This is a genomic window from Mycobacterium sp. PSTR-4-N (genome assembly GCF_022348085.1).
Taxonomy (GTDB): domain Bacteria; phylum Actinomycetota; class Actinomycetes; order Mycobacteriales; family Mycobacteriaceae; genus Mycobacterium.
On the sequence record NZ_JAKRFN010000006.1, the window covers coordinates 113,823 to 140,052 of the forward strand.

Consider the following 26,230-nt stretch of genomic DNA (forward strand, 5'->3'; position numbering starts at 1 on the left):
CCCGCCGGGACCCGCAGCGTTACTGGCCCAGGGTGTTCTGGATCGCGCCGGCGAGCACGTTGACGGCGGGTCCGCCGTTGCCCGATTGGCACACCTTGGCCTGCAGCAGGACGTTCTCGCGCAGCCGGGTGGTGACGAAGCAGCGCCGGTCGGCTCCGACTTCCTGTTTGACCCAGTCGGCCTGGTCGGCACCGGCGGGCCCGCCCGTGAAGCTCCACACCTGGGTGGCGCCGTTGTCGAGGTGCATCGCGCTGGTCTGGCCGTTGCAGCCGACGGTCCGGTCGACGACGCGGTGATACGCCCGGCCGGCGGCCTCGGACGTGGCGAAGACGCCGACCGCCTGTTTGACGAAGTGCGTCATGTCGGTCGGGGATTCCTGGGCCGTCGCACCGTTGAACGCGGCGAGGTCGGGATCGAGGTACACCTCGGGCAACCCGATGTCGGCCCAGTTGTTGCAGACCGGATCGTCGACCCAGTAGGCCTGGAACGGCGCCGTGAACGTCGACTCGAATCCGAGGCGCGCGCCCACGATGTTGCCCACCGACCCCTTGTTCAGAACGGCGTAGTTCACCACTCCGGGATCGGACGGCCGGGCGGCGGCGGGGGTGGCCAGCGCGACAGCCACTCCCACTCCCGACATGGTCACGGCAACGATCATCCGCGCGGTGCTCACCGAGCCGATCATGCCAGGCCCGCCGGCGCCGGTCCCACAACGCTGAGCAGCCGCAGGTTCTCCAGCGCTGCGGACCCGGGCGGCGGTGTGAGCACCACCAGCTTCTGCCCGTGGGTCGCCGCCAGGACCTCGCAATCGAGGGTCAGCGGGCCCACCGCCGTCACGAACGTCTTTCGCTGCATCCTCCGGACGGCCACCTCGTGGCGCGTCCACAGTGCGGCGAATTCCGAGCTCTCCCGGAGCAGAGTGTCGATGAGTTCCCGCATGTCCGGGTCGGCCCGCCGACGCGCCCACGCCGCCCGCAGATCGGCCACCATGATCCGGCTGTGCTCGTCGCGCTCGTGCGGCGGTACGCGCTCACGCATCCGCGGGTCGGTGAACCACCGATAGCTCATGCTCGCCGACGGCCCGGTGCTCGCATGCGCTCCGAGATCGCCCACCAGCAGGGTGGCGAGTTGGTTCTGGGCCAGGACGACGTAGGTGTCGGAGGTGACGAACGCCGCGGCGTCGCGCATCTGGTCGAGGACGAACATCAACGCGGGTCCGACGTGCATCGAACGGTTGCCGCGATCGGGGGCCGCGTGGCCCGCGAGGTGGTGCAGATGGTCGGTCTCGTCCTCGGAGAGCCGCAACGCCCGCGCCATCGCCCGCACCATCTGAGTGGACGGTTGCGTGCTCCTCGCCTGCTCCAACCGTCCGTAGTAGTCGGCCGACATCCCGGCCAGCTGCGCCACCTCCTCGCGCCGCAGCCCCGACGTGCGTCGACGTGCGCCCTCAGGCAGGCCGACCTCCGCGGGCGTGATGGCCTCTCGTCGTCGGCGCAGGAACCCGGCGAGGGCGTCACGGTCCATCCGACCATCCATCCAGCCATTGTGGTCACCACGTCCCCGCGTAGCCAGGGACTCCGAGTCCCCGGCGAAGCGCGCCGTGGTTGTCCCGTCGCATTCCGTCGACAGTGTGGTCATGCAAACGACCACACTCGGATCACTGACCACATCCGCACTCGGGCTCGGGTGCATGGGTATGTCGGGGGCCTACGGCCACGCCGACCGGGCGGAGAGCGTGGCGACCGTCCGTGCGGCTCTCGAGGCCGGGATCACCCTGCTGGACACCGGCGATTTCTACGGCACGGGGCACAACGAGCTGTTGCTGTCCGAGGCGCTGCGTGCGATCCCACGCGAGCAGTACCAACTCAGCGTGAAGTTCGGGGGGCAACTCGGCCCCGACGGCTCCTGGGTCGGGTTCGACGCGCGCCCGGCGTCGGCGAAAGCCGCCGCGGCGTATTCGCTGCAGAGGCTGGGTACCGATTACATCGACATCTACCGGCCCGCGCGCCTCGACCCGACCGTGCCGATCGAGGAAACCGTCGGCGCCATCGGCGAACTCGTCGACGGCGGATACGTGCGGCACATCGGACTCTCCGAAGTCGGCGCGGACACCCTGCGGCGCGCCGCCGCGGTTCGGCCGATCTCCGATCTGCAGATCGAGTACTCGCTGGCCTCCCGCGGGGTCGAACGCGACATCCTCGCAACCTGTCGGGAACTCGGCATCGGCATCACGGCCTACGGCGTGCTGGCCCGCGGTCTCCTCGGCGGGCACTGGACCGCAGCCGGCATCGGCGATGGTGACATGCGGACGCTCAGTCCGAGGTTTTCCGGCGAAAACCTCACGCACAACCTCGATCTGGCCGAAGCGCTCCGCCGGGTGGCCGACGAGCTCGGTATCTCGGTGGCGCAGGCCGCCATCGCCTGGGTCATCGCCCGCGGCACGGATGTCGTCGCGCTCATCGGCGCGCGCACCCGTACCCGGTTGACCGAGGCGCTCGGGGCGGTCGACATCGAGCTGACCGACGCCCAACTGGGCCGCATCGAGGCGGCGGTACCCGCAGAGCGGGTGGCCGGCGACCGCTATCCCGCGGCCCACATGGCGGCACTCGACTCGGAGCGCTGAGCCACCTGTCAATCCCCGGCGTGGCCTTCGCGATCCGGGAGCGCGGTGGACACCTGCTCACCGCACGGGTCGGCATGCCAGTCCCCGAAAGGGTCTGCGTAACCGGACCATTCGTCGTCATCATTCATCTCGTCGTCGGTCAGGACGGCGTCGCGCAGAGCGCGGGTGATGTCGCCGTCGTGGGCTCCGCACGTCAGCACGGCCAGCGAGGTGTGCCGGTCGCCGTGGCGCAGGTCCCACATCAGAGCCGCCATCGCACGGCGCTCCGGATCGACGTAGGCCACCTCGCGAGACGTCATCGCCGCCAGCCACTTTCCTGCGTTGGTGACCCGCAGCCCTCCGCCCGCGGACTCCAGCCACATCACCCTGTCCGACCGGTTCGCCAACCAGAGCCGCCCGCGGCTGCGCACCACGCCGTCGAGTAACACGTCGAGTGCGTCGTGCAGGCGTTCGGGATGGAACGGGCGCCGCGCGGTGAACTCGACCAGCCCGACGCGACCGTCGGGATCCAACGGTGGTTGACCACCCAGGAGCGAGGCGTGCGGATCGCGCCCGCGCCCGCGCCGCGCGTCGGGTTCGAGGTGCGCGAGCGCGAGTTCCAGCCGGTCGCTGCCGACGGTGATGCGGGCCCGCGGCGCGAGTCTGCGCACCACGGCGAGGGTTTCGGGGTCCGGAGCTGTCACGACGGCGACGTCGGCGAACTCGGCCTGCCCCACCACGACCTGCGCCACGGTGCGCCCGTCGGCCAGCTCGTCCTCACCGAGCGCCTGGGACAGCCAGCTGCCCGTGTCGACGGCCGTGATCACCGCGCCGAGGGACACCTCGCGGGCCGCGGCCGAGTGCGTGATCGCGGCGCAGACGGGCTCGGGCTCCAGCCACGCGGCGAGGCGCACCACGATGCGCTCGAGGTCACCTCGGCGGTGCAGGTGACACAGGTGGGCCAGCAGATCCTCGCGCACGGTGCAGGCCAGGCAGCAGTTCGTCAGCTCCAGGACGGCGTCGGCTTTCACGGTGACTCCGCGCTGCACCGAGGCGGTGGTGCGGTGCACCACGTGCCCGTCGAAGTAGTGCTCCACCACCGTGGTGCCGGGGCGCTCGAGGAGCACTCGAGCGATCTCGGCGGTGCCGTCCTGGCCGGACACGACGATGACGGGGGTGCGCATCGGCTGACTCCTTATCGGGAATGATTTTCAACAACGACGCGTTCACGCTACAGTCCACTCCGCATCTTGTCGAAAACGATTTTCAATAGGGAGGCGCCATGGCAGCTCGCTGCCAGGTCACCGGCCGCGCGCCCGGCTTCGGCAACGCGGTGTCGCATTCGCACCGCCGCACCCGCCGGCGCTGGGACCCCAACATCCAACGCAAGACCTATTACCTGCCGTCCGAAGGTCGCCGAATCACGTTGCGCGTCAGCGCAAAGGGCATCAAGACCATCGACCGCGACGGCATCGAATCGGTGGTGGCCCGCCTCCGCCGGGAAGGAAGACTCTGATGGCACGAACCACTGACGTCCGCCCCGTGGTCAAGCTCCGCTCGACAGCCGGCACGGGCTACACCTACGTCACCCGCAAGAACCGGCGCAACGATCCCGATCGCATCGTGTTGCGCAAGTACGATCCGGTCGCGCGTCGCCATGTCGACTTCCGCGAAGAGCGCTGATGGCCAAGAAATCCAAGATCGTCGCCGACGCCCGGCGCCGTGAGGTGGTGGCCCGCTACGCCGAGCGCCGTGCCGAGCTGAAGGAGGTCATCCGTACGGGTGGACCTGACGAGAAGGCTGCCGCCCGAGCAGAGCTGAACCGGCAGCCGCGCGATGCGAGCCCCGTACGGCTGCGCAACCGCGACGCCGTCGACGGCCGGCCCCGCGGCCATCTGCGCAAATTCGGGCTCTCGCGGGTGCGGGTGCGTGAACTCGCCCACCGCGGCGAGCTGCCCGGCGTGCGGAAGTCGAGCTGGTGAAGCGATCGAGGCGGGTGGCCGAGCCCGCGAAGAAGCGGCGGAACCTGTTGTCGTCGTTGGGGATCGAGGACGTCGATTACAAAGACACCGCCACGCTGCGGCAGTTCCTGTCCGAGCGCGGCAAGATCCGCTCGCGTGCGGTCACCGGCGTCACGGTGCAGCAGCAGAAGCAGGTCGCGGCGGCGATCAAGAACGCCCGCGAGATGGCGCTGCTGCCCTACCCGGGTCAGCGCTAGTTGCCGAGTGCACGGTTTCTGATGGGCCCTCTCGGGGTTCTCGTCAGAAACCGTGCACTCGCGGCAGAATTAAGCGCCTCTCACGCCTTCCTCGACCTTCTTGCCCAGATCGGGATCGACGTTGCGCCAGTACTCGAACACCCGGGACAGCACCGGCTCCTTCACGCCATCGGACACATGGCCGACGATGTTGTGCACCAACCGGTCTCGCGCGTCGTCGTCGAGGACCTCCCGCACCAGTGTGCCGGCCTGACCCCAGTCGTCGTCCTCGGCGCGCAGGGCGTACGCGGCGCGCACCATGTCCCCGTCGGACGCCCAGTGCACCTCCGACGCCCGCCGCGGATCGGCCTCGGGACCGCCCATCGAATTGGGCGCATAGACCGGGTCGGTGACGTTGTGGATACGCATCGGCCCGTCCTTGGAGTAGGCGCGCACCTCCACCTTGGGTTCGTTGACGGGGATCTGCTTGTAGTTGACCCCGAGGCGGTGCCGGTGCGCGTCGGCGTACGAGAAGCCGCGCGCCAGAAGCATCTTGTCCGGAGACAGACCGGTACCCGGCACGATGTTGTTCGGTTCGAACGCCGCCTGCTCGATCTGCGCGTGGTAGTCGACGACGTTGCGGTTCAACGTCATCTTCCCGACCTGCTGCAGCGGGTAGTCGCTGTGCGGCCAGACCTTCGTCAGGTCGAAGGGGTTGAAGCGGTAGGTCTTCGCGTCCTCGAACGGCATGATCTGCACGTGCAGCGTCCAGGACGGGAAGTTGCCGTCCTCGATCGAGGTGAACAGGTCGCGCTGGTGATAGTCGCCGTCTTCACCGGCCAGCCGGTCGGCGTCCTCCTGGGTCAGGTAGTCGATGCCCTGGTCGGTCTTGAAGTGGTACTTCACCCAGAACAGCTCGTCGCTGGCGTTCACCCAGCTGTAGGTGTGGCTGGAGTAGCCGTTCATGTGGCGCCACGTCTTGGGGATGCCGCGGTCCCCCATCAGCCAGGTGACCTGGTGCGCCGACTCCGGCGACAACGTCCAGAAGTCCCACTGCATGTTGTGGTCGCGCACGTTCGACGCCTGCAGCCGCTTCTGGCTGCGGATGAAGTTCTGGAACTTCATGGGGTCGCGCAGGAAGAACACCGGGGTGTTGTTGCCGACCATGTCGAAGTTGCCCTCCGACGTGTAGAACTTCAGCGCGAACCCGCGCGGATCCCGCCAGGTGTCTGGGCTGCCCCGCTCGCCGGCGACCGTCGAGAATCTCGCGACCATCTCGGTCTTCACCCCGGGCTGTAGGAACGCGGCCTTGGTGAAGGCACTGACGTCGTCAGTGACCTCGAATTCGCCGAAAGCGCCGCCGCCCTTGGCGTGCGGCTGCCGCTCCGGGATGCGCTCCCTGTTGAAGTTGGCCATCTGCTCGAGCAGGTAATGGTCCTGCAGCAGGATGGGCCCATCGGGGCCGACGGTCAGCGAATGTTCGAGGCTGGGGACCGGGGCCCCGCCGTCGGTGGTCGCGTACTTGTCAGACATCTACTCTCCTCAGGGGCTGGGCGGCTGCCGGGCTGCGCCGCCGAGGTGCGGGTACCCGAAAGCCGCACCCGTCACCCTGCCACCGGTGGGTCACGGCCGAGGCGTAGTCGGCGTATCCGGAGCGCCGCCCGGTGGCCTCGGGATCTCGATGATCTGTCCGGGTCCGAACGGCCCGGGGAACGCGGGCCCGCGTTGCATCCCTCCGGGCGGGCCCATCGGGAACATGGCCGTGCCGGGACGCATCATCATCTCGTGGCCGCGACCGTCGTAGTCGCGGTGATTGCCGACGGCCTTCCCGGTGAAGAAGCCGGCGCCGAAGATCACGACCACGATGAACAGCGAACCGGCAACGATGCCGACCCACGCCGCCACCTTGGTGAGGCGGCCCGACCGCTCGACGTACACGGTCTGCGGCGGTATCGACGAGGGCTGAGCGTAGGTGGCGGGCGGCTCGTTGTAGGTGGGCGGCGGAAAGACGGGGCCGGTGGCGGGCTCGTTCTCCTCCGGCCGGGGTGACGACGGAGATGACGACGGTGTCGACGGTGGCGGTGTCTCACTCATGCGCACGATCCTGCTCCACGACGCACAACGAGGGTTAGGTGCCGGCTGTGAATACCCTTTGAGTCCGAGTCAGCGCGCCGACAGCAGGTCGGCCAGCGCGTCGTCGACCGCGGGAGAACCACCGCCGGCGGTCTGCCACAGCAGCGCCGCCAACCACGCGATCGCCACAGCACCGGCATCGGGCGCGCCGATCGCGCGTTCACCCACATAGGCGGCCCGGCCCCGGCCGGCGACCATGTCCGCGGTCGACGCGGCCGCCTCGATCCCCGCCAGCACCGAGGCCTCGTCGAGCGCGTCGACGCCGCGCGTGCGGGCGTCCTCGACGATCGCGGCCAGCGGATCGACCAGTGTCCGGTCGCCCGGCTCGGCGCCGCCGGCCCGCTGCACGGCGGTCAACGCGTCGGCGAGCCCGGCGAGCACCGCGCCGCCGAGCCCCTCGGACCGGGACTCCTCGGCGCGGGACGACACCCCGCCGAACACCAGTCCCAACAGAGGTCCGCTCGACCCGCCGACGTCGTCCAGGAACGCCGCCGCGAGATGGGAGAGATCGGCCACCACGTCGTCGTCGACGTCTCCGCGCCGCACCGCATACCCGACCCCGACCGCGAGGTTGTCGCCGAAGTCGCCGTCGCCGGCTGCCTGATCGAGCGCGTTGAACCGATCCCGTAGCCGCTCGGTTCGGCTCGCCACGTCCTGGAGCCAGGATGACGCGGACTCGGATGCGTCGTCGTCGGACGCGACGCCGCGCAAGGTCCGGATTCCCGGGAACGGCCGGGGCCGGGGCAGCCCGGGTGTGCCGTGATCGGCGTACCAGTGCGGCAGCCAGGCCGGGTCGGCGTCCACCACCGTCAAGCTCACGCCCCGCATGTCCAGGGCAGTGCAGTACGCGCCCACGACCAGGCTGCGCACCGTCAGGTCGCGGTCGGCGAGCGCCCTGGCCGCGGCGTCACCGACGTGCAGCAACTCGAGTTGCCCGGTTCCGCCGAGGCCGTTGACCAGCACCACGACTCCGTCCGGTGCGGACAGATCGGCGGTCAGCGCGTCGACCATGGTGCCGACCAGCCCGTCGAGGTCGGCGACCTCGATGGTCTCGCGTGCGGGCTCGCCGTGGATGCCGACGCCGAATTCGAGCGAGCCCGGCGACACGTCGAAGGCGCGGTCGCCGTCTCCCGGGCTGCGGTGCGCCTCCGCGGCGATCGCCACCGTGCGCGATCGCGCGACGATGTCGCTGCCCAAGGCGGCCAGGTCCGCCAGGGACATCCCGTCGTCGGCGGCCGCGCCCAGCACTTTCTCGACGATCACCGTCGCCGCGGTGCCCCGCCTGCCGACCTTGCCGGCGTCGCGCGAACCCCAGTCGTCGTCGACCAGGACCTGCTCCACCGGGATGCCGTCGGCCCGCAGCCTCTCCGCGGCGATGTTGAAGTTCAGGACGTCGCCGGTGTAGTTCTTCACGATCTGCAGCACGCCGTCCGGTCGCGCGACCTGGCTGCACGCCGCGTAGATCTGCCGATTGTGCGGGGAGGTGAAGATCTCGCCCGGGCAGGCCGCGTCCAGCCCGCCGCGGCCGACGAAACCACCGTGCATCGGCTCGTGGCCCGCGCCCCCGCCGCTGACCAGCGCGACTCTGCGCGCCTCGGCGGGCGCGTCGCTGTACAGGAACGGCGGGTCCTCGGAGTACGTGACACCCTCTCCGGCGACCATCGACAGGCCCGACAGTCCCGCACTCGCTCGTCTGGACCTCTCCGCGATGAACAGAACGGACACCGGTATCTCCCTTCCCCGCGCGATCACATCCGCCATGGACATCATGTCCGGTTGGTCGGCAGTGCAAACGCCGACAGGGCGCACCGTCAGGGCTTGTACGGATTGACCGCGAACTGGATCACCCGGTAAGGGCTGCCTCCGCGCGGCATGGTGTTCCACTGGCTGACGAACACGCGCACCGCATCGGGTGTCGAGGCGGGCGAGAGATATCCCCCGTAGGGCTGGGCGAGCCGGTTGTCCTGCGGCGGTGGCAGATCCTCGGCCTGCTGCGGCCACGGCGCCGCGACGACGACGGTGGTCACCGGCGCGGTCCCGAGCTGGGTCGGATCGTTGGCGACGCGGATCTCCATGTTGCCGGTGCTGGCGTTGAAGTACGACAGCACGGTCTGCCCGTCGATCTGGCGCACGCTCATCTCACCGATCCGGTCGTCCCACAACGGCGCCGGCCGAGTACCCCAGCCCTCGGGCGACCAGGCCTGCCACGCAGCGCGATCGGTGAAGGTCTGCGGCGGCGTCCGGTAGAGAGTCAGCGGTCCGGTGCGATCGAAGTCGTTCGCGACGATGTACACCCAGCCCCGCGGCGAGTCTGCGGTCGGGATCGGGTCGTAGTACCCGCTGATCTGCGACTGCCCTCCCCCGGCGAAGGCGGCATCGCGCACTGAGCCGGGCACGGTGGCCCACCGGCCTTGTCCCGCTTCGGCTTTCACCAGACGTGACGACTGGGGCCGCAGATCCTTGGTGGTGGTGACGAGCAGGTAGTTCTCGCGGTTGATCTCGACGATGCCGGCCGGCAGCTGCGACGATCCCGGCGGCGTCGGGTCGGCGAGCAGCGGGGTGTCGACCCCCGTCACCCCGTCGTAGCGCACCCCGCCGGCATCCTCGAGCGAGCCGTCGACCACGTGCAGCGCGATCGGCGAATACCACCCACCGAATCCGACACCTTGGCCGGCGAAGCTGTCACCGCACACCTGCAGGATGCCCGACGGGAACTGCATGAACTCGCAGAGATCCGTCGCGCCGATACCGTAATCGATTGTGGGCGTGCCTGTTCCGGCCACCGGACCGACGCGCAACACCTGCCCGGGCTGCAGCGTCGGCAAGTCGACGGGCGTGGCAGACGCGCCGGGAGCTAGGGCCAGGGCGAGCACCAGCGCCGAGATCGACGAAATGGCGCCCGTCTCTCGCACTTATCCGCCCAAACGTCGGTTTCGGCGGATCAGAGCTGAGCGGCCAGCAGCTCGGCGATCTGAATGGTGTTCAGCGCAGCACCTTTTCGAAGGTTGTCCCCGGAGACGAAGAGTGCGAGGCCGCGGCCGTCGGGCACCCCCGGATCCTGGCGAATCCGGCCGACCAGAGAGTCATCCACACCCGCGGCGGCCAACGGGGTGGGAACGTCGACCAGGGTCACACCGGGCGCGCCCGACAGGATCTCGGTCGCTTCAGCGGCCGACAGCGGCTGCGCGAACTCGACATTGAGCGAGAGTGAATGCCCGGTGTAGACCGGCACCCGCACGCACGTGCCCGACACGGCGAGGTCGGGGATACCGAGAATCTTCCGACTCTCGTTGCGCAGCTTCTGGTCTTCGTCGGTCTCGCCGGAGCCGTCGTCGACGAGCGAACCCGCCAGCGGCACGACGTTGAACGCGATCGGCGCCACGTACTTGTTCGGCGCGGGGAAGGCCACCGCGCTGCCGTCGTGCACCAGCGCCTGGCTGTCGGCCACCACGGCGCTGGCCTGACCGAAGAGTTCGTCGACACCGGCCAGTCCGCTGCCCGACACCGCCTGGTAGGTCGAGGCGATCATCCGGACCAGGCCGGCCTTCTCGTGCAGCGGCTTGAGCACCGGCATCGCCGCCATCGTCGTGCAGTTCGGGTTGGCGATGATGCCCTTGGGCCGCACCCCGGCATCGCGCGCGAAGTTGACCTCCGAAACCACCAGCGGGACATCGGGATCCTTGCGCCAGGCCGAGGAGTTGTCGATCACGACCGCGCCCGCGGCGGCGAACCGCGGCGCCTGCACCCGCGACATCGTCGCGCCGGCGGAGAACAGCGCGATGTCCAAGCCTGAGGGATCGGCCGTCTCGGAATCCTCGACCTCGATCTCCTGCCCGCGGAACTCCAGCTTCTTGCCCGCCGAGCGCGACGAGGCGAAGAACCGGACCTCGGTGGCGGGAAAGTCGCGCTCCGCCAACAGGGTTCGCATGACTTGGCCGACCTGACCGGTCGCGCCGACCACACCGATGTTGACCATCTCTAGCGCCCCGTTCCCGCGTAGACGACCGCTTCCTCGTCACCGCCGAGCCCGAAGGCCTCGTGCAGTGCGGCGACGGCGCGGTCGAGTTCGGTGTCCTTGATCAGCACCGAGATGCGGATCTCGGACGTGGAGATCAGGTCGATGTTGATGCCGGCGTTGGCCAGCGCCTCGCAGAAGGTCGCCGTCACGCCCGGGTGTGAGCGCATGCCGGCCCCGATGAGCGAGACCTTGCCGATGTGGTCGTCGTAGAGCACACGGGTGAAGCCGATCTCATCCTGCAGCGAGGTCAGCTTCTCCACCGCGCCGGGCCCGCTCTCCCGCGAGCACGTGAACGTGATGTCGGTCTTGCCGTCTTCGACCTTGGAGATGTTCTGCAGCACCATGTCGATATTGACGTCGGTGTCGGCGATCGCGCGGAACACCTGGGCGGCGTAGCCGGGGACGTCGGGCAGGCCGACGACGGTCACCTTCGCCTCGCCGCGGTCGTGGGCAACTCCGGTCAGAATGGCGTCTTCCATGGGGATGTCCTCGATCGATCCTTTGACGATGGTGCCGGGCCTGTCGGTGTACGACGAGCGGACGTGGATGGGGAGGTCGTAGCGGCGGGCGTACTCGACGCAGCGCAGCATCAGCACCTTGGCGCCGGCGGCGGCCATCTCCAGCATCTCCTCGAAGGAGACGGTGTCGAGGCGTTGGGCGTTGGGCACGATGCGCGGATCGGCGGTGAAGATGCCGTCGACGTCGGTGTAGATCTCGCAGACGTCGGCTTTGAGCGCGGCGGCTACCGCGACGGCGGTGGTGTCGGAACCGCCGCGACCCAGCGTGGTCACGTCCTTGGTGTCCTGGCTGACGCCCTGGAAGCCGGCGACGAGCACGATCTGGCCTTCGTCGAGCGCGGAGCGCAGCCGGGTGGGGGTGACATCGATGATCTTGGCGTTGCCGTGGGTACCGGTGGTGACCACACCGGCCTGGGAGCCGGTGAACGACCGGGCCTGCGCGCCGAGGGACTCGATCGCCATCGCGACCAGCGCATTCGAGATGCGTTCCCCGGCGGTCAGCAGCATGTCGAGTTCACGGACCGGCGGTGCGGGCGACACCTGCTTGGCCAGGTCGAGCAGTTCATCGGTCGTGTCACCCATGGCCGAGACCACGACGACGACGTCGTTGCCGGCCTTCTTGGTTTCGACGATGCGCTCGGCCACACGGCGGATGCGCTCGGCGTCGGACACCGAGGATCCGCCGTACTTCTGTACGACGAGCGCCACTACTCGAACCTTTCCAACGTGCGGGAATCCCGAACAAGGATAAAGGCTGCGCGCACGTGATTTATTCGCCCCAGTAGCGTCGGCGATGTGACACCCGATGCCCGGTCGGCCCAGACCTCGGTTCCCCTTCACCCGCCCATCGCCGCTCGCTGGAGTCCGCGGGCCTTCGATTCGACCGCGCAGATCAGTGACGACGACCTGGTCGCGCTGCTCGAGGCAGCCCGGTGGGCGCCCACGTGGGGACGCCGCCAGCCGGTCCGTTTCGTGGTGGGTCGCCGCGGTGAGGCGACCTTCGCCACGCTGTCCGACGTGCTCAGCAGAGGAAACAGCTACGCCCGGGTGGCCAGCGCGCTGATCCTGCTCTGCGCCGACCAGGGGCCTGACGAGAACACCGCGCTCTATTCCGGTGTCGACGCGGGATCGGCCCTGGGGATGTTGTCGGTGGAGGCCGTGTCGCGCGGGCTGATCGTGCATCCGATGGCGGGGTTCGACGCCGACCGGGCTCGCGAGGCATTCGATCTGCCCGCCGAGCTGCGTCCACTGATGGTGATCGCGGTCGGCCGGCTCGGCGATTACGCCGACGTCGACCCGGAGATCGCGGAGCGCGATTCGATGCCCCGCGAGCGGCGCCCGCTCGACGAGATCGTGCTGAACTGGCCGCTGGGCTGATCACGCTCGTCGGCGACGCCGAGTGTGCGTCCTGATACGCCTCTCGCGGCGTGTTGCGGATGAAACCGCACACTCGCGCCGTCGGGCATGTTTGCCATCACACCGCAATCGCGCAATTCCGTTACGCGGACGAAACCTGAGGAAACAGTCCACGTAACAGAGACATCGGTAACTGTCGGTGAGCGGCTCTGCAGCGGGGCCGAGAATCGCAGGAGATGTCTATGGATACCGGAACGACCGCGTTCATGCTGTGTTGCATCATCGGCCTCACGCTGATGATCCCCGGCCTGGCGTTGTTCTACGGCGGCATGGTGTCCGTCAAGAGCTCGACCAACATGATGATGATGACGTTCGGCGCGGTTGCTGTGGTCGGCGTGCTGTGGGTGTTGTTCGGCTTCTCGATGGTCTTCGGCACCTCCTACGGCGGGTTCCTCGGCAACCTGACCGAATTCGCCGGCATGAAGGACCTTCTGGAGACGCAGACGACGATCTCAGGCCTGCCGGTCAGTTTGTTCTCGATCTTCCAGGCGCTCTTCGCCGCCATCACCGTGGCGCTGATCTCCGGGGCCGTCGCCGATCGGATGAAGTTCGGCGCCTGGATGGGCTTCGCGACCCTGTGGGCGGTGCTGGTTTACTTCCCGGTCGCCCATTGGGTTTTCGCCTTCGACGGCGTGGTCACCGAGGACTCGGCGGGTGGCTGGATCGCCAACAAACTCAAGGCCATCGACTTCGCGGGCGGTACCGCGGTGCACATCAACGCCGGCGCGGCCGCCCTGGCCGTCGCCATCGTGTTGGGCAAGTCGGCGAGCTGGGGCCAGCTGCGCAAGCCGCACAACGTGCCACTGACGCTGCTGGGCGCGGGGCTGCTGTGGGCCGGTTGGTATGCGTTCAACGGCGGTTCGGCTCTTGCTGCGGGTGATTCGGCCGCGATCGTCATGGTCACCACATTCGTCGCCACGTGCGCTGCCACGCTGGCGTGGATCGCGGTGGAGAAGATCAAGGACGGGCACGTGACCGGTGTCGGCGCGGCCTCGGGTGCGATCACCGGCCTGGTCGCGATCACCCCGGCCTGCGGCGCGGTGACGCCGGTCGGCGCGATCATCCTCGGCGCTATCGCCGGTGCGGTCTGTGTCTACGCCGTCGGCCTCAAGGAGCGCTTCGGTTACGACGATTCGCTCGACGTGGTCGGTGTTCACCTCGTGGGCGGCGTGATCGGCACCCTGCTGATCGGCTTCCTGGCGAGCGACTCGATGCCCAATGCCACCAACGGCCTGTTCTACGGTGGCGGGTTCGACCAGCTGTGGCGGCAGGCTGTGGCCGCGGGCGCGGTGATGATCTACTCGTTCGTCGTCGCCGGCATCATCGCCTTCGCGCTGAAGAAGACTGTCGGCATTCGCATTTCGCCCGACGACGAGGAGAAGGGCATCGACGCGGCGTTCCACCGCGAGGCGTCGTACGAACTCGCCTCTGTCTGAACGAACCATCAGAACGGCCGGTGCGGACTGGGTCCGCACCGGCCGTTCGACATGCGGCGTGTTTCCGCTACTGATACCTTGATTCCTAACAAGAGACACAAGGTGGACGACATGACCCAGGACCTCGCGGTCGCGGCCGAGAAGGCCGGCACCAAATTCATCCTCGCGCTGTTCGTCGACCTGCGCGGAAAGCCCTGCGCCAAATTGGTTCCCGTCGAGGCGATCGACCTCCTGGCCACCGAGGGCGTCGGCTTCGCCGGCTACGCCGTGGGTGCCATGGGCCAGGAGCCGAAGGACCCCGATCTGATGGCGCTGCCCGATCCGGCATCGTTCACCCCGGTCCCCTTCCTCAAAGAGGGCCTGGCGATCGTGCACTGCGATCCCCACGTCGACGGAGCGCCCTGGCCGTACGCGCCGCGGGTGATCCTCAGAAACCTCGTACAGCGTTGCGCGGACGCCGGTTTCGACCCGTGGGTGGGGGCAGAGGTCGAGTACTTCCTGCTGCGCCGCACCGACGACGGTGGCGTCGCGGTCGCCGACGCCGCCGACACCGCTTCTCAGCCCTGCTACGACGCCCGCGGTGTCACCCGCATGTACGACCACCTGACGGCCGTGTCGGCCGCGATGAACGGACTCGGCTGGTCCAACTACGCCAACGACCACGAGGACGGCAACGGCCAGTTCGAGCAGAACTTCACGTTCGCCGATGCGCTGACCACCGCTGATCGCGTCATCACGTTGCGCTACCTGTTGTCGATGATCGCCGCGGAGCGCGGCATGATCGCGACATTCATGCCGAAACCGTTCTCCGACAAGACCGGCAGCGGGCTGCACCTACACCTGTCGCTGACCAGCGCGGGCAACGCCGTGTTCCCGGCACAGGGTGACGACGGTCGGGGGCTCGGATTATCCGACACAGCTTACGGTTTCATCGGCGGCATCCTCGACCACGCCTGCGCACTGCAGGCGGTGATCGCGCCGACGGTCAACTCCTACAAACGGACCGGTGCGGTGTCCACACGGTCGGGCGCCTCCTGGGCGCCGCGGCTACCCACCTACGGCGGCAACGACCGCACCCACTACATCCGGGTTCCCGACGCCGAGCGCGTCGAGTTGCGCGGCGGCGACGGCTCGGCCAACCCCTACCTGGCGATCGCCGCGGCCCTGGGTGCGGGCATCGACGGAATCAAGCGCAGCGCAGACCCCGGGCCGGTGGGCTCGGGAACGAGCACTCGCGCACTGCCACCCACGCTGTTGCACGCCGTCGAGGAACTCGAGACCGATCCCGTCATCACCGGCGTCCTCGACGCCGCCGGGGACGGGGTCGCCGCGTACTTCGCCGGCATCAAACGCGAGGAATTCTTCAACTACCACAGTGCGGTCAGCCCGTGGGAGATCGACCAGTACCTGACCGCCTTCTGACGGCACGGAGGAAAACATGTGCGGCATCGTGGGGTTACACCTGCGCACACCAGAGCTCTATCCGCGATTGGGCACCCTGCTGTCCGGCATGCTGTGCGAAATGGGCGACCGGGGAAGTGATTCCGCCGGTGTCGCGGTGTACGGGGATTCCACGTGGTCACCGCCCGGTCAGGGTTGCGTGTCGGTGGCTGATCTGGGCACCGGCCGGGCCGAGGACGTCGAGCTGATCCGGCGCACCGTCGCCACCGCCCTCGACGAGGACGCCGACGCCGTCGACGTGGTCGCGGTCGGTGACAGCCGCCTGTTGTCCTGCGACACCTCCTCGGAGGCGCTGCTGACGGCGGTGAAGGCCTGCTATCCGCAGGCCATCGTCGCCGGCTTCGGCTCCGACATGGCAGTCCTCAAAGGCGTCGGCCACCCGCGCGCGCTCACCGAGCAGTGGGGGCTCTCCGCCGCCCAGGGCTGGCAGGGCGTCGGGCACACCCGGATGGCGACCGAGTCCGCAGTGACCCCGTCGGGCTGTCACCCCTACGCCGTCGGACCGGGTCAGTGCATGGTGCACAACGGCTCGTTCGCCAATCACGCCACCATCCGCCGCGAACTGCGCTCGCGCGGTGTGATGTTCGACAGTGAGAACGACACCGAGGTCGGCGCCCGCTTCATCGCGGCGCAGCTGTCGGAGGGCCGCGACGTCGAGAGTGCCCTCAAGGAGCTCTGCGCGACCTTCGACGGCTTCTACACGCTGCTGGTGTCCAACCGCGATTCGTTCGCCGTCGTCCGGGACGCCATCGCATGCAAGCCCGCGGTCATCGCCGAGACCGCCGACTGGGTGGCGATGGCCAGCGAATACCGCGCCCTGTCAGGCCTTCCCGGCGTCGAGAGCGCGCGCATCTGGGAACCCGAACCGGAGGTCGTCTACGCATGGAGCAGGTAACGACTCGACTCGACCTCACCACCACCCCGCTGCGTGAGGTGAACACCGCACTGCACGCCCCGAATCTGCAGGGCGAGTTCGTCATCGCCCACCCGGCTGGCGCGCACAACGTCGCCGTCGGACTCGACGCTCCGGTCCGCGTCACGATCGACGGTCACGTCGGGTACTACGCCGCCGGCATGAACCAGCACGCCGACGTGGTGATCAACGGCAACGCAGGCACCGGTGTCGCGGAGAACATGATGAGCGGTTCGGTGTGGGTCAAAGGCAACGCCTCGCAGTCCGCCGGCGCGACGGCCCACGGTGGTCTGCTGGTCATCGAGGGCGACGCCGCGGCGCGGTGCGGCATCTCGATGAAGGGCGTCGACATCGTGGTGGGCGGCAATGTCGGCCACATGAGCGCGTTCATGGCCCAGGCCGGCCGGCTCGTGGTGCGCGGCAACGCCGGTGAGGCGCTCGGCGACTCGCTTTACGAAGCCCGCATCTACGTTCGGGGAGAGGTCGCCTCCCTCGGCGCCGACTGCGTCGCCAAGCCGATGCGCCCCGAACACCACGAGGAACTCCAACAACTGCTCAAGTCAGCAGGATTCGATGACGACGACACCGCCGCCTACACCCGCTACGGGTCGGCGCGATCGCTCTACCACTTCCACGTCGACAACTCTGCGAGCTACTGATGACCGACACCGACGATCGCGCCCGCCTCGGCCTGCGTGAGTCCGCCACGTTCGACCGCGCCACGATCGCGGCGATCCAGCGTGCCGCCGACACCGGGGTGTACGACATCCGCGGGTGGGGCGCCAAACGGCGACTCCCCCACTTCGACGATCTGCTGTTCCTCGGCGCGTCGATGTCCCGGTATCCGCTGGAGGGCTATCGCGAACGCTGCGCCACCGATGTGGTGCTCGGCGATCGGCACGCCAAACACCCTCTGCACCTGGCCATCCCGGTCACCATCGCCGGCATGAGCTTCGGCGCCCTGTCCGGGCCGGCCAAGGAGGCGCTGGGCCGGGGTGCCAGCGAGGTCGGCACGTCGACGACCACCGGCGACGGCGGCATGACGCCCGAGGAGCGCGGCCAGAGCAAGCACCTGGTGTACCAGTATCTGCCGTCGCGGTACGGCATGAATCCCGACGATCTCCGGAAGGCCGATGCGATCGAGGTGGTGCTCGGGCAGGGCGCCAAACCCGGCGGCGGCGGAATGCTTTTGGGCCAGAAGATCTCCGAACGGGTCGCCGCGATGCGTACCCTGCCGCAGGGCATCGATCAGCGGTCGGCATGCCGTCACCCCGACTGGACCGGGCCCGACGATCTGACCATCAAGATCAACGAGTTGCGGGAGATCACCGACTGGGAGAAGCCGATCTACGTCAAGGTCGGCGCCACCCGCACCTACTATGACGTCAAGCTCGCGGTGCACGCCGGCGCCGACGTCGTCGTCGTCGACGGCATGCAGGGCGGCACCGCCGCCACCCAGGAAGTGTTCATCGAACACGTCGGCATCCCGACGCTCGCCGCGATCCCCGAGGCGGTGCGGGCGCTGCAGGAACTCGGGGTTCATCGCAAAGTCCAGTTGATCGTCTCCGGTGGCATCCGCAACGGTGCCGACGTCGCCAAGGCGCTGGCGCTGGGTGCCGACGCCGTCGCCATCGGCACCGCGGCGCTGATCGCACTGGGCGACAACCACCCCCGGTATGCCGCTGACTACGAAAAGCTGGGCAGCGCAGCGGGTTTCTACGACGACTACCAGGACGGCAACGATCCCGCAGGCATCAGCACGCAGGACCCCGAGCTCGCCGCGCGCCTGGACCCGGTGGCTGCCGGCCGACGGCTGGCCAACTACCTGCGGGTGCTGACGATGGAGGCGCAGACGATCGCCCGTGCCTGCGGCAAGTCCCACGTCTGCCACCTGGAGCCCGACGACCTGGTCGCCGTCAGTATCGAGGCCGCGGCGATGGCGAAGGTCCCATTGGCAGGCACGTCGTGGATTCCGGGGCAATGAGTTCGGCCGACGTCGTCATCGTCGGCGGCGGCCTCGAGGGCTGCGCGGCCGCGTGGGCGTTGGCCGAGCGCGGCATCACCGATGTCGCCATCGTCGAACGCAGCACCGTCGGGTCGGGCATGACCGGAAAGTCCAGCGGCATCGTGCGCTGCCACTACGGGGTGAGCTCACTGGCCGCGATGGCCGCCGTGGGCCTGGAGGTGTTCGAGCAGGCCGACGAGATCTTCGGCACCGACATCGGTTTCCGGCAGACCGGCTACATCGTCGGCGTGGGCGAGCCCAACGTCGACGCGTTGCGGAAGAGCCTCGCCGCTCAGCGCGCCGTCGGAGTGGACACCGAGGAGATCGACCATGCCGAGGTTGCGCGGATGTGGCCCGTCGCCGATCTCACGCCGTTCGCCGCGTTCGGCTACGAGGCCCGTGGCGGTTACGGTGACGCCTACCAGACCGCTCAGGCCTTCGCCACGACGGCCCGCGCTGCCGGCATCCGCCTCCGGCAAGGCTGCGCCGCAACAGGTTTGATCCAATCTGGGGACCGGGTGACCGGTGTGGCGCTGGCCGACGGCACCGAGATGTCCGCCGGCACCGTCGTCGTCGCGACCGGAGCATGGACGCAGCCGTTCCTCGCCCGCTACGGCGTCGAGGTGCCGATCCGCGTCGTACGCGAACAGATCGTGCTGATCGACCCCGGTGTCGATCTGGGTCCGGTGCCGGTGTTCTCCGACCTGGTGTCGCTGCAGTACGTGCGGCCCGAGACCGGTGGCGAAATACTGTTCGGCAACAGCGATCTCAGCGATGCGCAGACCGCCGATCCCGACAACTACCTCAACCGGGCGACCGAGGAGTTCGTCGACATCACCGTCGACAAGGTCGGCACCCGCTTCCCCGGCCTCCCCGACGCCGTCATCACCAGCAGCTACGCGGGTTGCTACGACGTGACTCCCGACTGGAATCCGGTGATCTCGCGCACCGGTCTCGACGGCCTGGTGGTCGCGGCCGGCTTCAGCGGCCACGGGTTCAAGATCGCACCCGCAGTCGGCCGGCTCGTCGCCGATATCGTCGTCGACGGCCACAGCCGCGATCCACGCATCCCGGCGGCGGACTTCCGGCTGTCCCGCTTCGCCGAAGGCGACCTGCTCACCACGCCGTACCCGTACGTCGGCGCGGGAGAGATGCGCTAGACAGGTGAGCTGTGACCTCCGCTGACGAGCACGCGCCGCTGCTGCGCAACAAGTCGGGCACGGCCCGGGATCGCGACCCCGCCGAACCCGTCGACGAACTCGAGATCGAAGCGGCGATCGGCCGCAACGTGCGGCTGCTGCGGTTGCAACAGGGCCTCACCGTCGCCGACACCGCCGCGCGCATCGGCATCTCGAAGGCCATGATGAGCAAGATCGAGAACGCGCAGACCTCCTGCAGCCTGTCCACGCTCGCGCTGCTGGCCAAGGGCTTCGACGTGCCGGTCACCAGCCTGTTCCGCGGCGCGGACGTCGAACGTCCCGCGGCGTTCGTGCGGGCAGGCACCGGGGCGCGCATCGTGCGGGAGGGCACCCGCGAAGGCCACGACTACGAGCTGCTCGGCTCGCTGCGCGGCGAGCACAAGCGGCTGGAATGCCTGCAGGTCACGCTGTCGGAGAAGAGCCAGACGTATCCGCTGTTCCAGCACCCGGGCACGGAGTTCATCTACATGCTCGAAGGGGTCATGGACTACAGCCACAGCCGCTCCGTCTACCGGCTGCACCCCGGCGATTCGCTGCAGTTCGACGGCGAGGGCGCCCACGGTCCCGTCGACCTGGTCGAGGTGCCGATCCGGTTCCTGTCGGTGATCGCGTTCCCCGACTCGCACGTCTGAGCGCGCCGAGTGTGCGTCGCGATACGCCTGCCGCGGCGTGTCGCGGATGACACCGCACACCCGCGCCCGCACGACCGTTCGTTTTGCCCGACGCGCCCTCCGGAGTACAGTCAACCGCGTGCAGCGGGTGCTCCTTCTCGGACGCCGCGACGGGGTCTGATCCAGACTGGCCTCCCGTCGCGGGTATTCGCGATGCGCCGGTCTGAGAATCCCTAGACCAACCCGGAGCCCATCATCATGACCGAGAACTTCACCCCCGACGCTTTTCATTCGGTACGCACCATCACCACGCCCGCCGGCCCCCGCCGCGACGGCCAGCCCGCCTGGAACACCCAGCGCGCCTCGTCGATGCCGGTCAGCCGGTACCGCAGCTTCGCCGCCGAGGTCGAGCCCGTCACACTGCCCGACCGCACCTGGCCCGACAAGGTCATCGACACCGCCCCGCTGTGGTGCGCGGTCGACCTGCGCGACGGCAACCAGGCGCTGATCGACCCGATGAGCCCGGCCCGCAAACGGCGCATGTTCGACCTGCTGGTCCGGATGGGCTACAAGGAGATCGAGGTCGGCTTCCCGTCGGCCAGCCAGACCGACTTCGACTTCGTCCGAGAGATCATCGAACAGGGCGCGATTCCCGACGACGTGACGATCCAGGTGCTGACGCAGTGCCGCCCCGAACTGATCGAGAAGACGTTCAAGGCCTGCGAGGGGGCGCCTCGCGCGATCGTGCACTTCTACAACTCGACGTCGATCCTGCAGCGCCGCGTCGTGTTCCGCGCCGACCGCGACGCCGTCAAGAAGATCGCCACCGACGGCGCGCGGATGTGCGTCGAGGAGGCCAAGAAGTACCCCGGCACGCAGTGGCGCTTCGAGTACTCGCCGGAGTCCTACACCGGCACCGAACTGGAATACGCGGTCGAGGTCTGCAACGCCGTCGCCGAGATCGTCGCGCCGACGCCCGAGGTGCCGCTGATCGTGAACCTGCCGGCGACGGTCGAGATGGCCACGCCCAACGTCTACGCCGACTCCATCGAGTGGATGAACCGGCACCTGACGCCGCGCAACAGCATCATCTTGAGCCTGCACCCGCACAATGACCGCGGAACTGCTGTCGCAGCAGCCGAATTGGGTTATCAGGCCGGCGCGGACCGCATCGAAGGATGCCTGTTCGGCAACGGCGAGCGCACCGGAAACGTGTGCCTGGTCACACTGGGCCTGAACATGTTCTCCCGCGGCGTCGATCCGCAGATCGACTTCTCCAACATCGACGAGATCCGCCGCACCGTCGAGTACTGCAACCAGCTGCCCGTCCACGAACGCCACCCCTACGGCGGCGATCTGGTGTACACCGCGTTCTCGGGAAGCCATCAGGACGCGATCAACAAGGGCCTGGACGCGATGAAGTTCGACGCCGATGCCGCGGACAAAGACGTCGACGACATCTTGTGGCAGGTTCCCTACCTGCCGATCGACCCGAAGGACGTCGGGCGCACGTACGAGGCTGTGATCCGGGTCAATTCGCAGTCCGGCAAGGGTGGCGTGGCCTACATCATGAAGGCCGATCACGGGTTGGCGCTGCCCCGACGGCTGCAGATCGAGTTCTCCGCGGCCATCCAGGCCATCACCGACGGTGAGGGCGGCGAAGTGTCGCCCAAGGAGATGTGGGACGCGTTCTACGAGGAGTACCTGGCACCGATCACCCCGCTGGAGCGCATGCGGCAACGCGTCGACGCAGCCGAGGTCGACGGCGGGACCGACACCATCACGGCCGTCGTCAAGGTCGACGGAACCGAACGCGAGATCGTCGGTGCCGGTAACGGACCCCTGGCCGCGTTCTGCGACGCGCTGGGCGCCATCGGTTACCACGTCAACGTGCTGGACTACTCGGAGCACGCGATGTCCTCGGGCGAGGAGGCGCAGGCCGCGGCCTACGTGGAGGCGGCGATCGACGGTCACACCGTGTGGGGTGTGGGGATCGCCACCTCGATCACGACGGCGTCGCTGCGCGCGGTGGTGTCGGCGGTGAACCGGGCCGCGCGGCGCTGACCCGGCCGGCGGGCTCGTGCGCCGCGCAGGAGTGACCGAGAAATGACTTGTGCTGATTGGCGTTTCACGCACCTCGCGGCGGGAAGCCTGTCCAACATGAAGCTCAATTTCACTTTCGGTTCTCTGCTCACCCTCGCCGCTTCCGCGGCGATCTCGTTCGCACCTGCAGCGGCCGCTCAGCCGGAATGCGCGACGCCGCACGGCGCCGCTGACGGCACGCCGTGCGCAAACGTCGCCCCCGGCGGCGGGACGACGAACACGGGTCCGGCCGCGAGCCAGGGTGGCACCAATCCCTACATCGGCGGCGCAGGCTGCATCCCCGGCCGGGTGTGCAACAACGGCGACGATTAGATCGTTTCGCCAGCGGGCTCGCTGGCAATTCACAGCAGCATGAAACTCATCACCTTTGGAACAGCCCTGCTGACCGGGGCCGCCGCGACGGTCATCGCGATGGCTCCGGTCGCCGGTGCACAGCCCAATGTGCCGTGTGACGATCCGGGCGGCGCCTCGCGTGGCGCCGCGTGTGACGCCCCGGCACCCGAGGGTGGTCCGCCGCCCATCGTGGGCGAGATCCCGCCGGGCCAAGACGGTATGCCCGATGTCGCGGGATGTACCCCGGGACGCATCTGCGAAGCGCCCTGAGTCAGAACAGCGCGAGTTGGTCCTCGCCCAGGTCGGAGCCGACGAAGTCCTCGACCTGGGCGCCACCGACGACCGACACCACCGCGTCCATGAACTCGCCCGACGACATCACCGGCACCCCGAGTTCTCTGGCCTGAAAGCCTTTGCCCTGCTGCGTATCCGGCACATCGTTGACGATCAGCGACGTGTGCTGGTCGACCGATTCCGTGTATGCCAAACCGGCGTGCAACATCCGTTCGATCAGTTCCTCGTAGGTCCGATCCACGTCGGCGACTGCGATACGCATGCCCTGGACCAGGGGCCGGCCGGGAACGTGGCGGCCAGGGTTGGCGTATGCGCACGGAAGCCGGGCGGCGACAGCCTTGAGTGGACGCAACTCGTCGTGGGTGACTCGCCCGTTCGGCCAGGCTCGACGCGACACCGGGTGCACCGGTAGCCAGGAGCGGCGCTCACGCGCCCGCACCAGGACCGGTTTGAGTATCTGCGCGAGCACCATCGCGTCGTCGAGGGCATCGTGCGGGCGCATCTGGGTGACGCCCCAGTGCGCGGCCAACGTCTCCAGTCGCAGGTTCTCCGTCCCGAGGTCCAGCCGTCGGGCCAATTCGACCGTGCACATCACCGTGTCGGTCGGCAGCTCAGCCCCCACCATCTCCGCTTCGGCGGCCAGGAACGAATAGTCGAATCCCACGTTGTGGGCCACCAGGGTCCGTCCCCGCAGCACGTCGCACAGGTCAGAGACCACATCGGCGAACGTCGGCTGGCCGGCCAGCATCTCCGCGGTGAGCCCGTGGATGTGGGTGGGGCCGGGGTCGACCCCCGGATTCAGCAGCGTGTACAGGCTCTTCTCGACGTTGCCGTCATCGCTGAGCGCGAGCGCGGCGACGCTGACGACACGGGCCTGCCCCGGCCGGAAACCGGAGGTCTCGACGTCGACGACCGCCCACCCGGCGCCCGCGTGATCGGCGGGCCGACCCCAGGTGCTGACGGTGGTTGAGCTCACCGTCTGAGAATGGCACGCAGCTCCGACAAGCCCTGCTCCCCACGCCGCGTGTCGGGCCCTTCTCTAAACTGCCGGGAATGGTTTCGGTACGCGGACGAGCTGCTCTCGCAGCCGGTGCAGGCGCCCGGTGGGCATCGCGTGTCACCGGCCGCGGTGCCGGCGCGATGATCGGCGGCCTCGTCGCGATGACCATCGACGGGTCGATCCTGCGCCAACTCGGGCAGGGCCGCCGCACGGTCGTCGTCACCGGCACCAACGGCAAGTCCACCACCACCCGGATGACGGCCGCAGCGCTGGCCACCCTCGGACCCGTCGCCACGAACGCCGAGGGCGCCAACATGGACGCCGGGCTGGTGGCCGCGCTCGCCTCCGCACCGGACGCGCCGCTGGCCGCGCTCGAGGTCGACGAGATGCACGTCCCGCACGTCAGTGACGCCATCACGCCCTCGGTCATCGTGCTGCTCAATCTGTCGCGAGATCAACTCGACCGGGTGGGTGAGATCAACCACATCGAGCGGACCCTGCGCGCCGGGATGGCCCGGCACCGGGCGGCGGTGGTGGTCGCCAACTGCGACGACGTCTTGATGACCTCGGCGGCTTACGACCACCCCCATGTCGTGTGGGTGGCTGCCGGCGGCGGCTGGGCCAGCGATTCGGTCAGCTGCCCCCGCTCGGGTGAGGTGATCGTGCGCGACGGCGCGCACTGGCGCTCGACGGGCTGCGATTTCCACCGGCCCACCCCGGCGTGGTGGTACGACGACACGCACATCCACGGCCCCGACGGTCTGAGCTTGCCGATGACGCTCACCCTGCCGGGCATGGTGAACCGGGGCAACGCGACCCAGGCCGTCGCCGCGGCCGTCACCCTCGGCGCCGATCCCGTCGCGGCCGTCGCCGCCGTGTCGGCCGTCGACGAAGTGGCCGGCCGCTACCGCACCGTTGCGGTCGGCCCGTCGCACACGGCCCGCCTGCTGCTGGCCAAGAATCCCGCCGGGTGGCAGGAGGCGCTGTCGATGCTCGACCGCGACGCAGCGGGTGTCGTGATCTCGGTCAACGGTCAGGTACCCGATGGCGAGGACCTGTCCTGGCTGTGGGACGTCCGCTTCGAGCACTTCGAGAACGTGCCGGTGGTCGCCGCCGGGGAACGCGGCACCGATCTCGCGGTGCGCCTCGGCTACGCCGGCGTCGAGCACACGCTGGTGCACGACACGATGGCCGCGATCCGCAGCTGCCCACCCGGCCACGTCGAGGTGCTCGCCAACTACACGGCGTTCCTCCAGCTGAACAGGCGGCTGCCATGAGCGAGTCCGCGGTCCGCATCGGGCTCGTCCTGCCCGACGTGATGGGCACCTACGGCGACGGCGGCAACTCGCTGGTGCTGCGGCAGCGGTTGCGGTTGCGCGGAATCGACGCCGACATCGTCGAGATCACGCTCGACGATCCCGTGCCCGCCGAGCTGGACATCTACACCCTCGGCGGCGCCGAGGACTACGCGCAGCGGCTCGCCACCAAGCATCTGGTGCGCTATCCCGGTCTGCAGCAGGCGGTCTCGCGCGGCGCCCCGGTGCTGGCGATCTGCGCGGCGATCCAGGTGCTGGGCCATTGGTACGAGACGTCCGCCGGGGAACGGGTGGCCGGCGTGGGTCTGCTCGACGTCACGACCTCACCGCAGCCCGAGCGGACGATCGGCGAAGTGGCCTCCACACCGCTGATCGACGGGCTCACGCAGCCGTTGACCGGCTTCGAGAATCACCGGGGCGGAACCGATCTGGGCGCAGAGGCGCGGCCGCTGGCCGCGGTCACCAAGGGCGCAGGCAACCGGGCGGGCTCCGGGCTGGACGGTGCCGTCCAGGGCAGTGTCGTCGCGACCTATCTGCACGGCTGCTGCTTGGCGCGCAATCCCGAGCTCGCCGATCACCTGCTCGCCAAGGTGGTGGGACCGCTTGCGCCACTGGACCTTCCGGAGGTCGACAGGCTGCGGCGGGAACGGCTCGCAGCGCCGCGACGCGTGTAGA

The 26,230-nt window shown here is 68.8% G+C and carries 28 protein-coding genes; 18 read left to right on the top strand and 10 right to left on the bottom strand.

Annotated elements, in window-relative coordinates:
- Positions 1 to 19: 19 nt before the first annotated feature.
- Positions 20 to 658, bottom strand: coding sequence for a sensor domain-containing protein (locus MHN84_RS10945; RefSeq protein WP_241204858.1), 639 nt, complete (start codon positions 656 to 658; stop codon positions 20 to 22).
- A gap of 23 nt (positions 659 to 681) precedes the next feature.
- Complete coding sequence (locus MHN84_RS10950; protein WP_374238356.1) at positions 682 to 1,536, bottom strand: helix-turn-helix transcriptional regulator; 855 nt, start codon at positions 1,534 to 1,536, stop codon at positions 682 to 684.
- Positions 1,537 to 1,636: 100 nt separating this feature from the next.
- Between MHN84_RS10950 and MHN84_RS10955 the strand changes: the two genes are divergently transcribed.
- The gene (locus tag MHN84_RS10955; protein ID WP_241204660.1) at positions 1,637 to 2,623 is read left to right on the top strand and encodes an aldo/keto reductase; all 987 of its coding nucleotides are present in this window, start codon (positions 1,637 to 1,639) and stop codon (positions 2,621 to 2,623) included.
- Positions 2,624 to 2,631: 8 nt separating this feature from the next.
- Here the strand turns inward: MHN84_RS10955 and mrf are convergent, their stop codons facing one another.
- Positions 2,632 to 3,786 carry a ribosome hibernation factor-recruiting GTPase MRF gene (gene mrf / locus MHN84_RS10960; RefSeq protein WP_241204661.1) on the bottom strand — a complete coding sequence of 385 codons (1,155 nt, stop codon included), beginning with the start codon at positions 3,784 to 3,786 and terminating at the stop codon, positions 2,632 to 2,634.
- 98 nt (positions 3,787 to 3,884) lie between these two features.
- Here mrf and rpmB point away from each other — a divergent pair, with 98 nt between their 5' ends.
- Genes rpmB through rpsR form a run of 4 tightly spaced genes read left to right on the top strand, consistent with a single transcriptional unit; the run spans position 3,885 to position 4,820 of the window.
- Positions 3,885 to 4,118 carry a 50S ribosomal protein L28 gene (gene rpmB, locus MHN84_RS10965; protein WP_241204662.1) on the top strand — a complete coding sequence of 78 codons (234 nt, stop codon included), beginning with the start codon at positions 3,885 to 3,887 and terminating at the stop codon, positions 4,116 to 4,118.
- On the top strand, positions 4,118 to 4,285 hold the full coding sequence (rpmG, locus tag MHN84_RS10970; RefSeq protein ID WP_241204663.1) for a 50S ribosomal protein L33: 168 nt from the start codon (positions 4,118 to 4,120) through the stop codon (positions 4,283 to 4,285). The genes rpmB and rpmG overlap by 1 nt, the downstream gene beginning before the upstream one ends.
- Positions 4,285 to 4,584 carry a 30S ribosomal protein S14 gene (gene rpsN, locus MHN84_RS10975; RefSeq protein WP_241204664.1) on the top strand — a complete coding sequence of 100 codons (300 nt, stop codon included), beginning with the start codon at positions 4,285 to 4,287 and terminating at the stop codon, positions 4,582 to 4,584. The genes rpmG and rpsN overlap by 1 nt, the downstream gene beginning before the upstream one ends.
- Positions 4,581 to 4,820 carry a 30S ribosomal protein S18 gene (gene rpsR / locus MHN84_RS10980; protein WP_241204665.1) on the top strand — a complete coding sequence of 80 codons (240 nt, stop codon included), beginning with the start codon at positions 4,581 to 4,583 and terminating at the stop codon, positions 4,818 to 4,820. Before rpsN ends, rpsR begins: the two co-directional genes overlap by 4 nt.
- A gap of 69 nt (positions 4,821 to 4,889) precedes the next feature.
- Here the strand turns inward: rpsR and MHN84_RS10985 are convergent, their stop codons facing one another.
- The 6 genes from MHN84_RS10985 to MHN84_RS11010 all read right to left on the bottom strand — a co-directional run bounded on the left by MHN84_RS10985 (position 4,890) and on the right by MHN84_RS11010 (position 12,176).
- Positions 4,890 to 6,332, bottom strand: coding sequence for a catalase (locus MHN84_RS10985; protein WP_241204666.1), 1,443 nt, complete (start codon positions 6,330 to 6,332; stop codon positions 4,890 to 4,892).
- Positions 6,333 to 6,422: 90 nt separating this feature from the next.
- A complete protein-coding gene (locus tag MHN84_RS10990) occupies positions 6,423 to 6,893 on the bottom strand; it encodes a hypothetical protein (protein ID WP_241204667.1) in 471 nt (156 codons plus the stop codon).
- A 69-nt stretch (positions 6,894 to 6,962) separates the two neighbouring features.
- The gene (locus MHN84_RS10995) at positions 6,963 to 8,657 is read right to left on the bottom strand and encodes a dihydroxyacetone kinase subunit DhaK (RefSeq protein WP_241204668.1); all 1,695 of its coding nucleotides are present in this window, start codon (positions 8,655 to 8,657) and stop codon (positions 6,963 to 6,965) included.
- Between the two features lie 86 nt (positions 8,658 to 8,743).
- Positions 8,744 to 9,808 carry a DUF4185 domain-containing protein gene (locus MHN84_RS11000; protein ID WP_374238359.1) on the bottom strand — a complete coding sequence of 355 codons (1,065 nt, stop codon included), beginning with the start codon at positions 9,806 to 9,808 and terminating at the stop codon, positions 8,744 to 8,746.
- Positions 9,809 to 9,873: 65 nt separating this feature from the next.
- Positions 9,874 to 10,908: an aspartate-semialdehyde dehydrogenase gene (locus MHN84_RS11005; RefSeq protein WP_241204669.1), complete on the bottom strand. Its 1,035-nt coding sequence runs from the start codon at positions 10,906 to 10,908 to the stop codon at positions 9,874 to 9,876.
- A 2-nt stretch (positions 10,909 to 10,910) separates the two neighbouring features.
- A complete protein-coding gene (locus MHN84_RS11010; protein ID WP_241204670.1) occupies positions 10,911 to 12,176 on the bottom strand; it encodes an aspartate kinase in 1,266 nt (421 codons plus the stop codon).
- A gap of 87 nt (positions 12,177 to 12,263) precedes the next feature.
- Between MHN84_RS11010 and MHN84_RS11015 the strand changes: the two genes are divergently transcribed.
- The 11 genes from MHN84_RS11015 (at position 12,264) to MHN84_RS11065 (ending at position 23,215) form a co-directional block, all read left to right on the top strand.
- Complete coding sequence (locus MHN84_RS11015) at positions 12,264 to 12,845, top strand: nitroreductase family protein (RefSeq protein ID WP_241204671.1); 582 nt, start codon at positions 12,264 to 12,266, stop codon at positions 12,843 to 12,845.
- 221 nt (positions 12,846 to 13,066) lie between these two features.
- Positions 13,067 to 14,320: an ammonium transporter gene (locus MHN84_RS11020; protein ID WP_241204672.1), complete on the top strand. Its 1,254-nt coding sequence runs from the start codon at positions 13,067 to 13,069 to the stop codon at positions 14,318 to 14,320.
- 111 nt (positions 14,321 to 14,431) lie between these two features.
- Positions 14,432 to 15,742, top strand: a complete 1,311-nt coding sequence (gene glnT, locus MHN84_RS11025; protein ID WP_241204673.1) for a type III glutamate--ammonia ligase — start codon at positions 14,432 to 14,434, stop codon at positions 15,740 to 15,742.
- 16 nt (positions 15,743 to 15,758) lie between these two features.
- On the top strand, positions 15,759 to 16,676 hold the full coding sequence (locus tag MHN84_RS11030; RefSeq protein WP_241204674.1) for a glutamine amidotransferase: 918 nt from the start codon (positions 15,759 to 15,761) through the stop codon (positions 16,674 to 16,676).
- Positions 16,664 to 17,353 carry a protein glxC gene (locus tag MHN84_RS11035; protein WP_241204675.1) on the top strand — a complete coding sequence of 230 codons (690 nt, stop codon included), beginning with the start codon at positions 16,664 to 16,666 and terminating at the stop codon, positions 17,351 to 17,353. The genes MHN84_RS11030 and MHN84_RS11035 overlap by 13 nt, the downstream gene beginning before the upstream one ends.
- Positions 17,353 to 18,678 (top strand): FMN-binding glutamate synthase family protein, encoded by a 1,326-nt coding sequence (locus tag MHN84_RS11040; protein WP_241204676.1) that lies wholly within the window; start codon positions 17,353 to 17,355, stop codon positions 18,676 to 18,678. Before MHN84_RS11035 ends, MHN84_RS11040 begins: the two co-directional genes overlap by 1 nt.
- Positions 18,675 to 19,859 (top strand): FAD-binding oxidoreductase, encoded by a 1,185-nt coding sequence (locus tag MHN84_RS11045; protein WP_241204677.1) that lies wholly within the window; start codon positions 18,675 to 18,677, stop codon positions 19,857 to 19,859. Before MHN84_RS11040 ends, MHN84_RS11045 begins: the two co-directional genes overlap by 4 nt.
- 11 nt (positions 19,860 to 19,870) lie before the next feature.
- Positions 19,871 to 20,530, top strand: coding sequence for a helix-turn-helix domain-containing protein (locus tag MHN84_RS11050; RefSeq protein ID WP_241204678.1), 660 nt, complete (start codon positions 19,871 to 19,873; stop codon positions 20,528 to 20,530).
- Between the two features lie 237 nt (positions 20,531 to 20,767).
- Positions 20,768 to 22,573 (top strand): 2-isopropylmalate synthase, encoded by a 1,806-nt coding sequence (gene leuA / locus MHN84_RS11055; protein WP_241204679.1) that lies wholly within the window; start codon positions 20,768 to 20,770, stop codon positions 22,571 to 22,573.
- 96 nt (positions 22,574 to 22,669) lie between these two features.
- Positions 22,670 to 22,924 carry a hypothetical protein gene (locus MHN84_RS11060; protein ID WP_241204680.1) on the top strand — a complete coding sequence of 85 codons (255 nt, stop codon included), beginning with the start codon at positions 22,670 to 22,672 and terminating at the stop codon, positions 22,922 to 22,924.
- 39 nt (positions 22,925 to 22,963) lie between these two features.
- A complete protein-coding gene (locus tag MHN84_RS11065) occupies positions 22,964 to 23,215 on the top strand; it encodes a hypothetical protein (protein WP_241204681.1) in 252 nt (83 codons plus the stop codon).
- A gap of 1 nt (position 23,216) precedes the next feature.
- Here the strand turns inward: MHN84_RS11065 and MHN84_RS11070 are convergent, their stop codons facing one another.
- Complete coding sequence (locus tag MHN84_RS11070; protein WP_241204682.1) at positions 23,217 to 24,215, bottom strand: DEDDh family exonuclease; 999 nt, start codon at positions 24,213 to 24,215, stop codon at positions 23,217 to 23,219.
- Between the two features lie 77 nt (positions 24,216 to 24,292).
- On the opposite strand from MHN84_RS11070, the gene MHN84_RS11075 reads away from it, so the two are divergent.
- The gene (locus MHN84_RS11075; RefSeq protein WP_241204683.1) at positions 24,293 to 25,516 is read left to right on the top strand and encodes a Mur ligase family protein; all 1,224 of its coding nucleotides are present in this window, start codon (positions 24,293 to 24,295) and stop codon (positions 25,514 to 25,516) included.
- The gene (locus tag MHN84_RS11080; protein ID WP_241204684.1) at positions 25,513 to 26,229 is read left to right on the top strand and encodes a glutamine amidotransferase; all 717 of its coding nucleotides are present in this window, start codon (positions 25,513 to 25,515) and stop codon (positions 26,227 to 26,229) included. The genes MHN84_RS11075 and MHN84_RS11080 overlap by 4 nt, the downstream gene beginning before the upstream one ends.
- Position 26,230 lies beyond the last annotated feature (1 nt).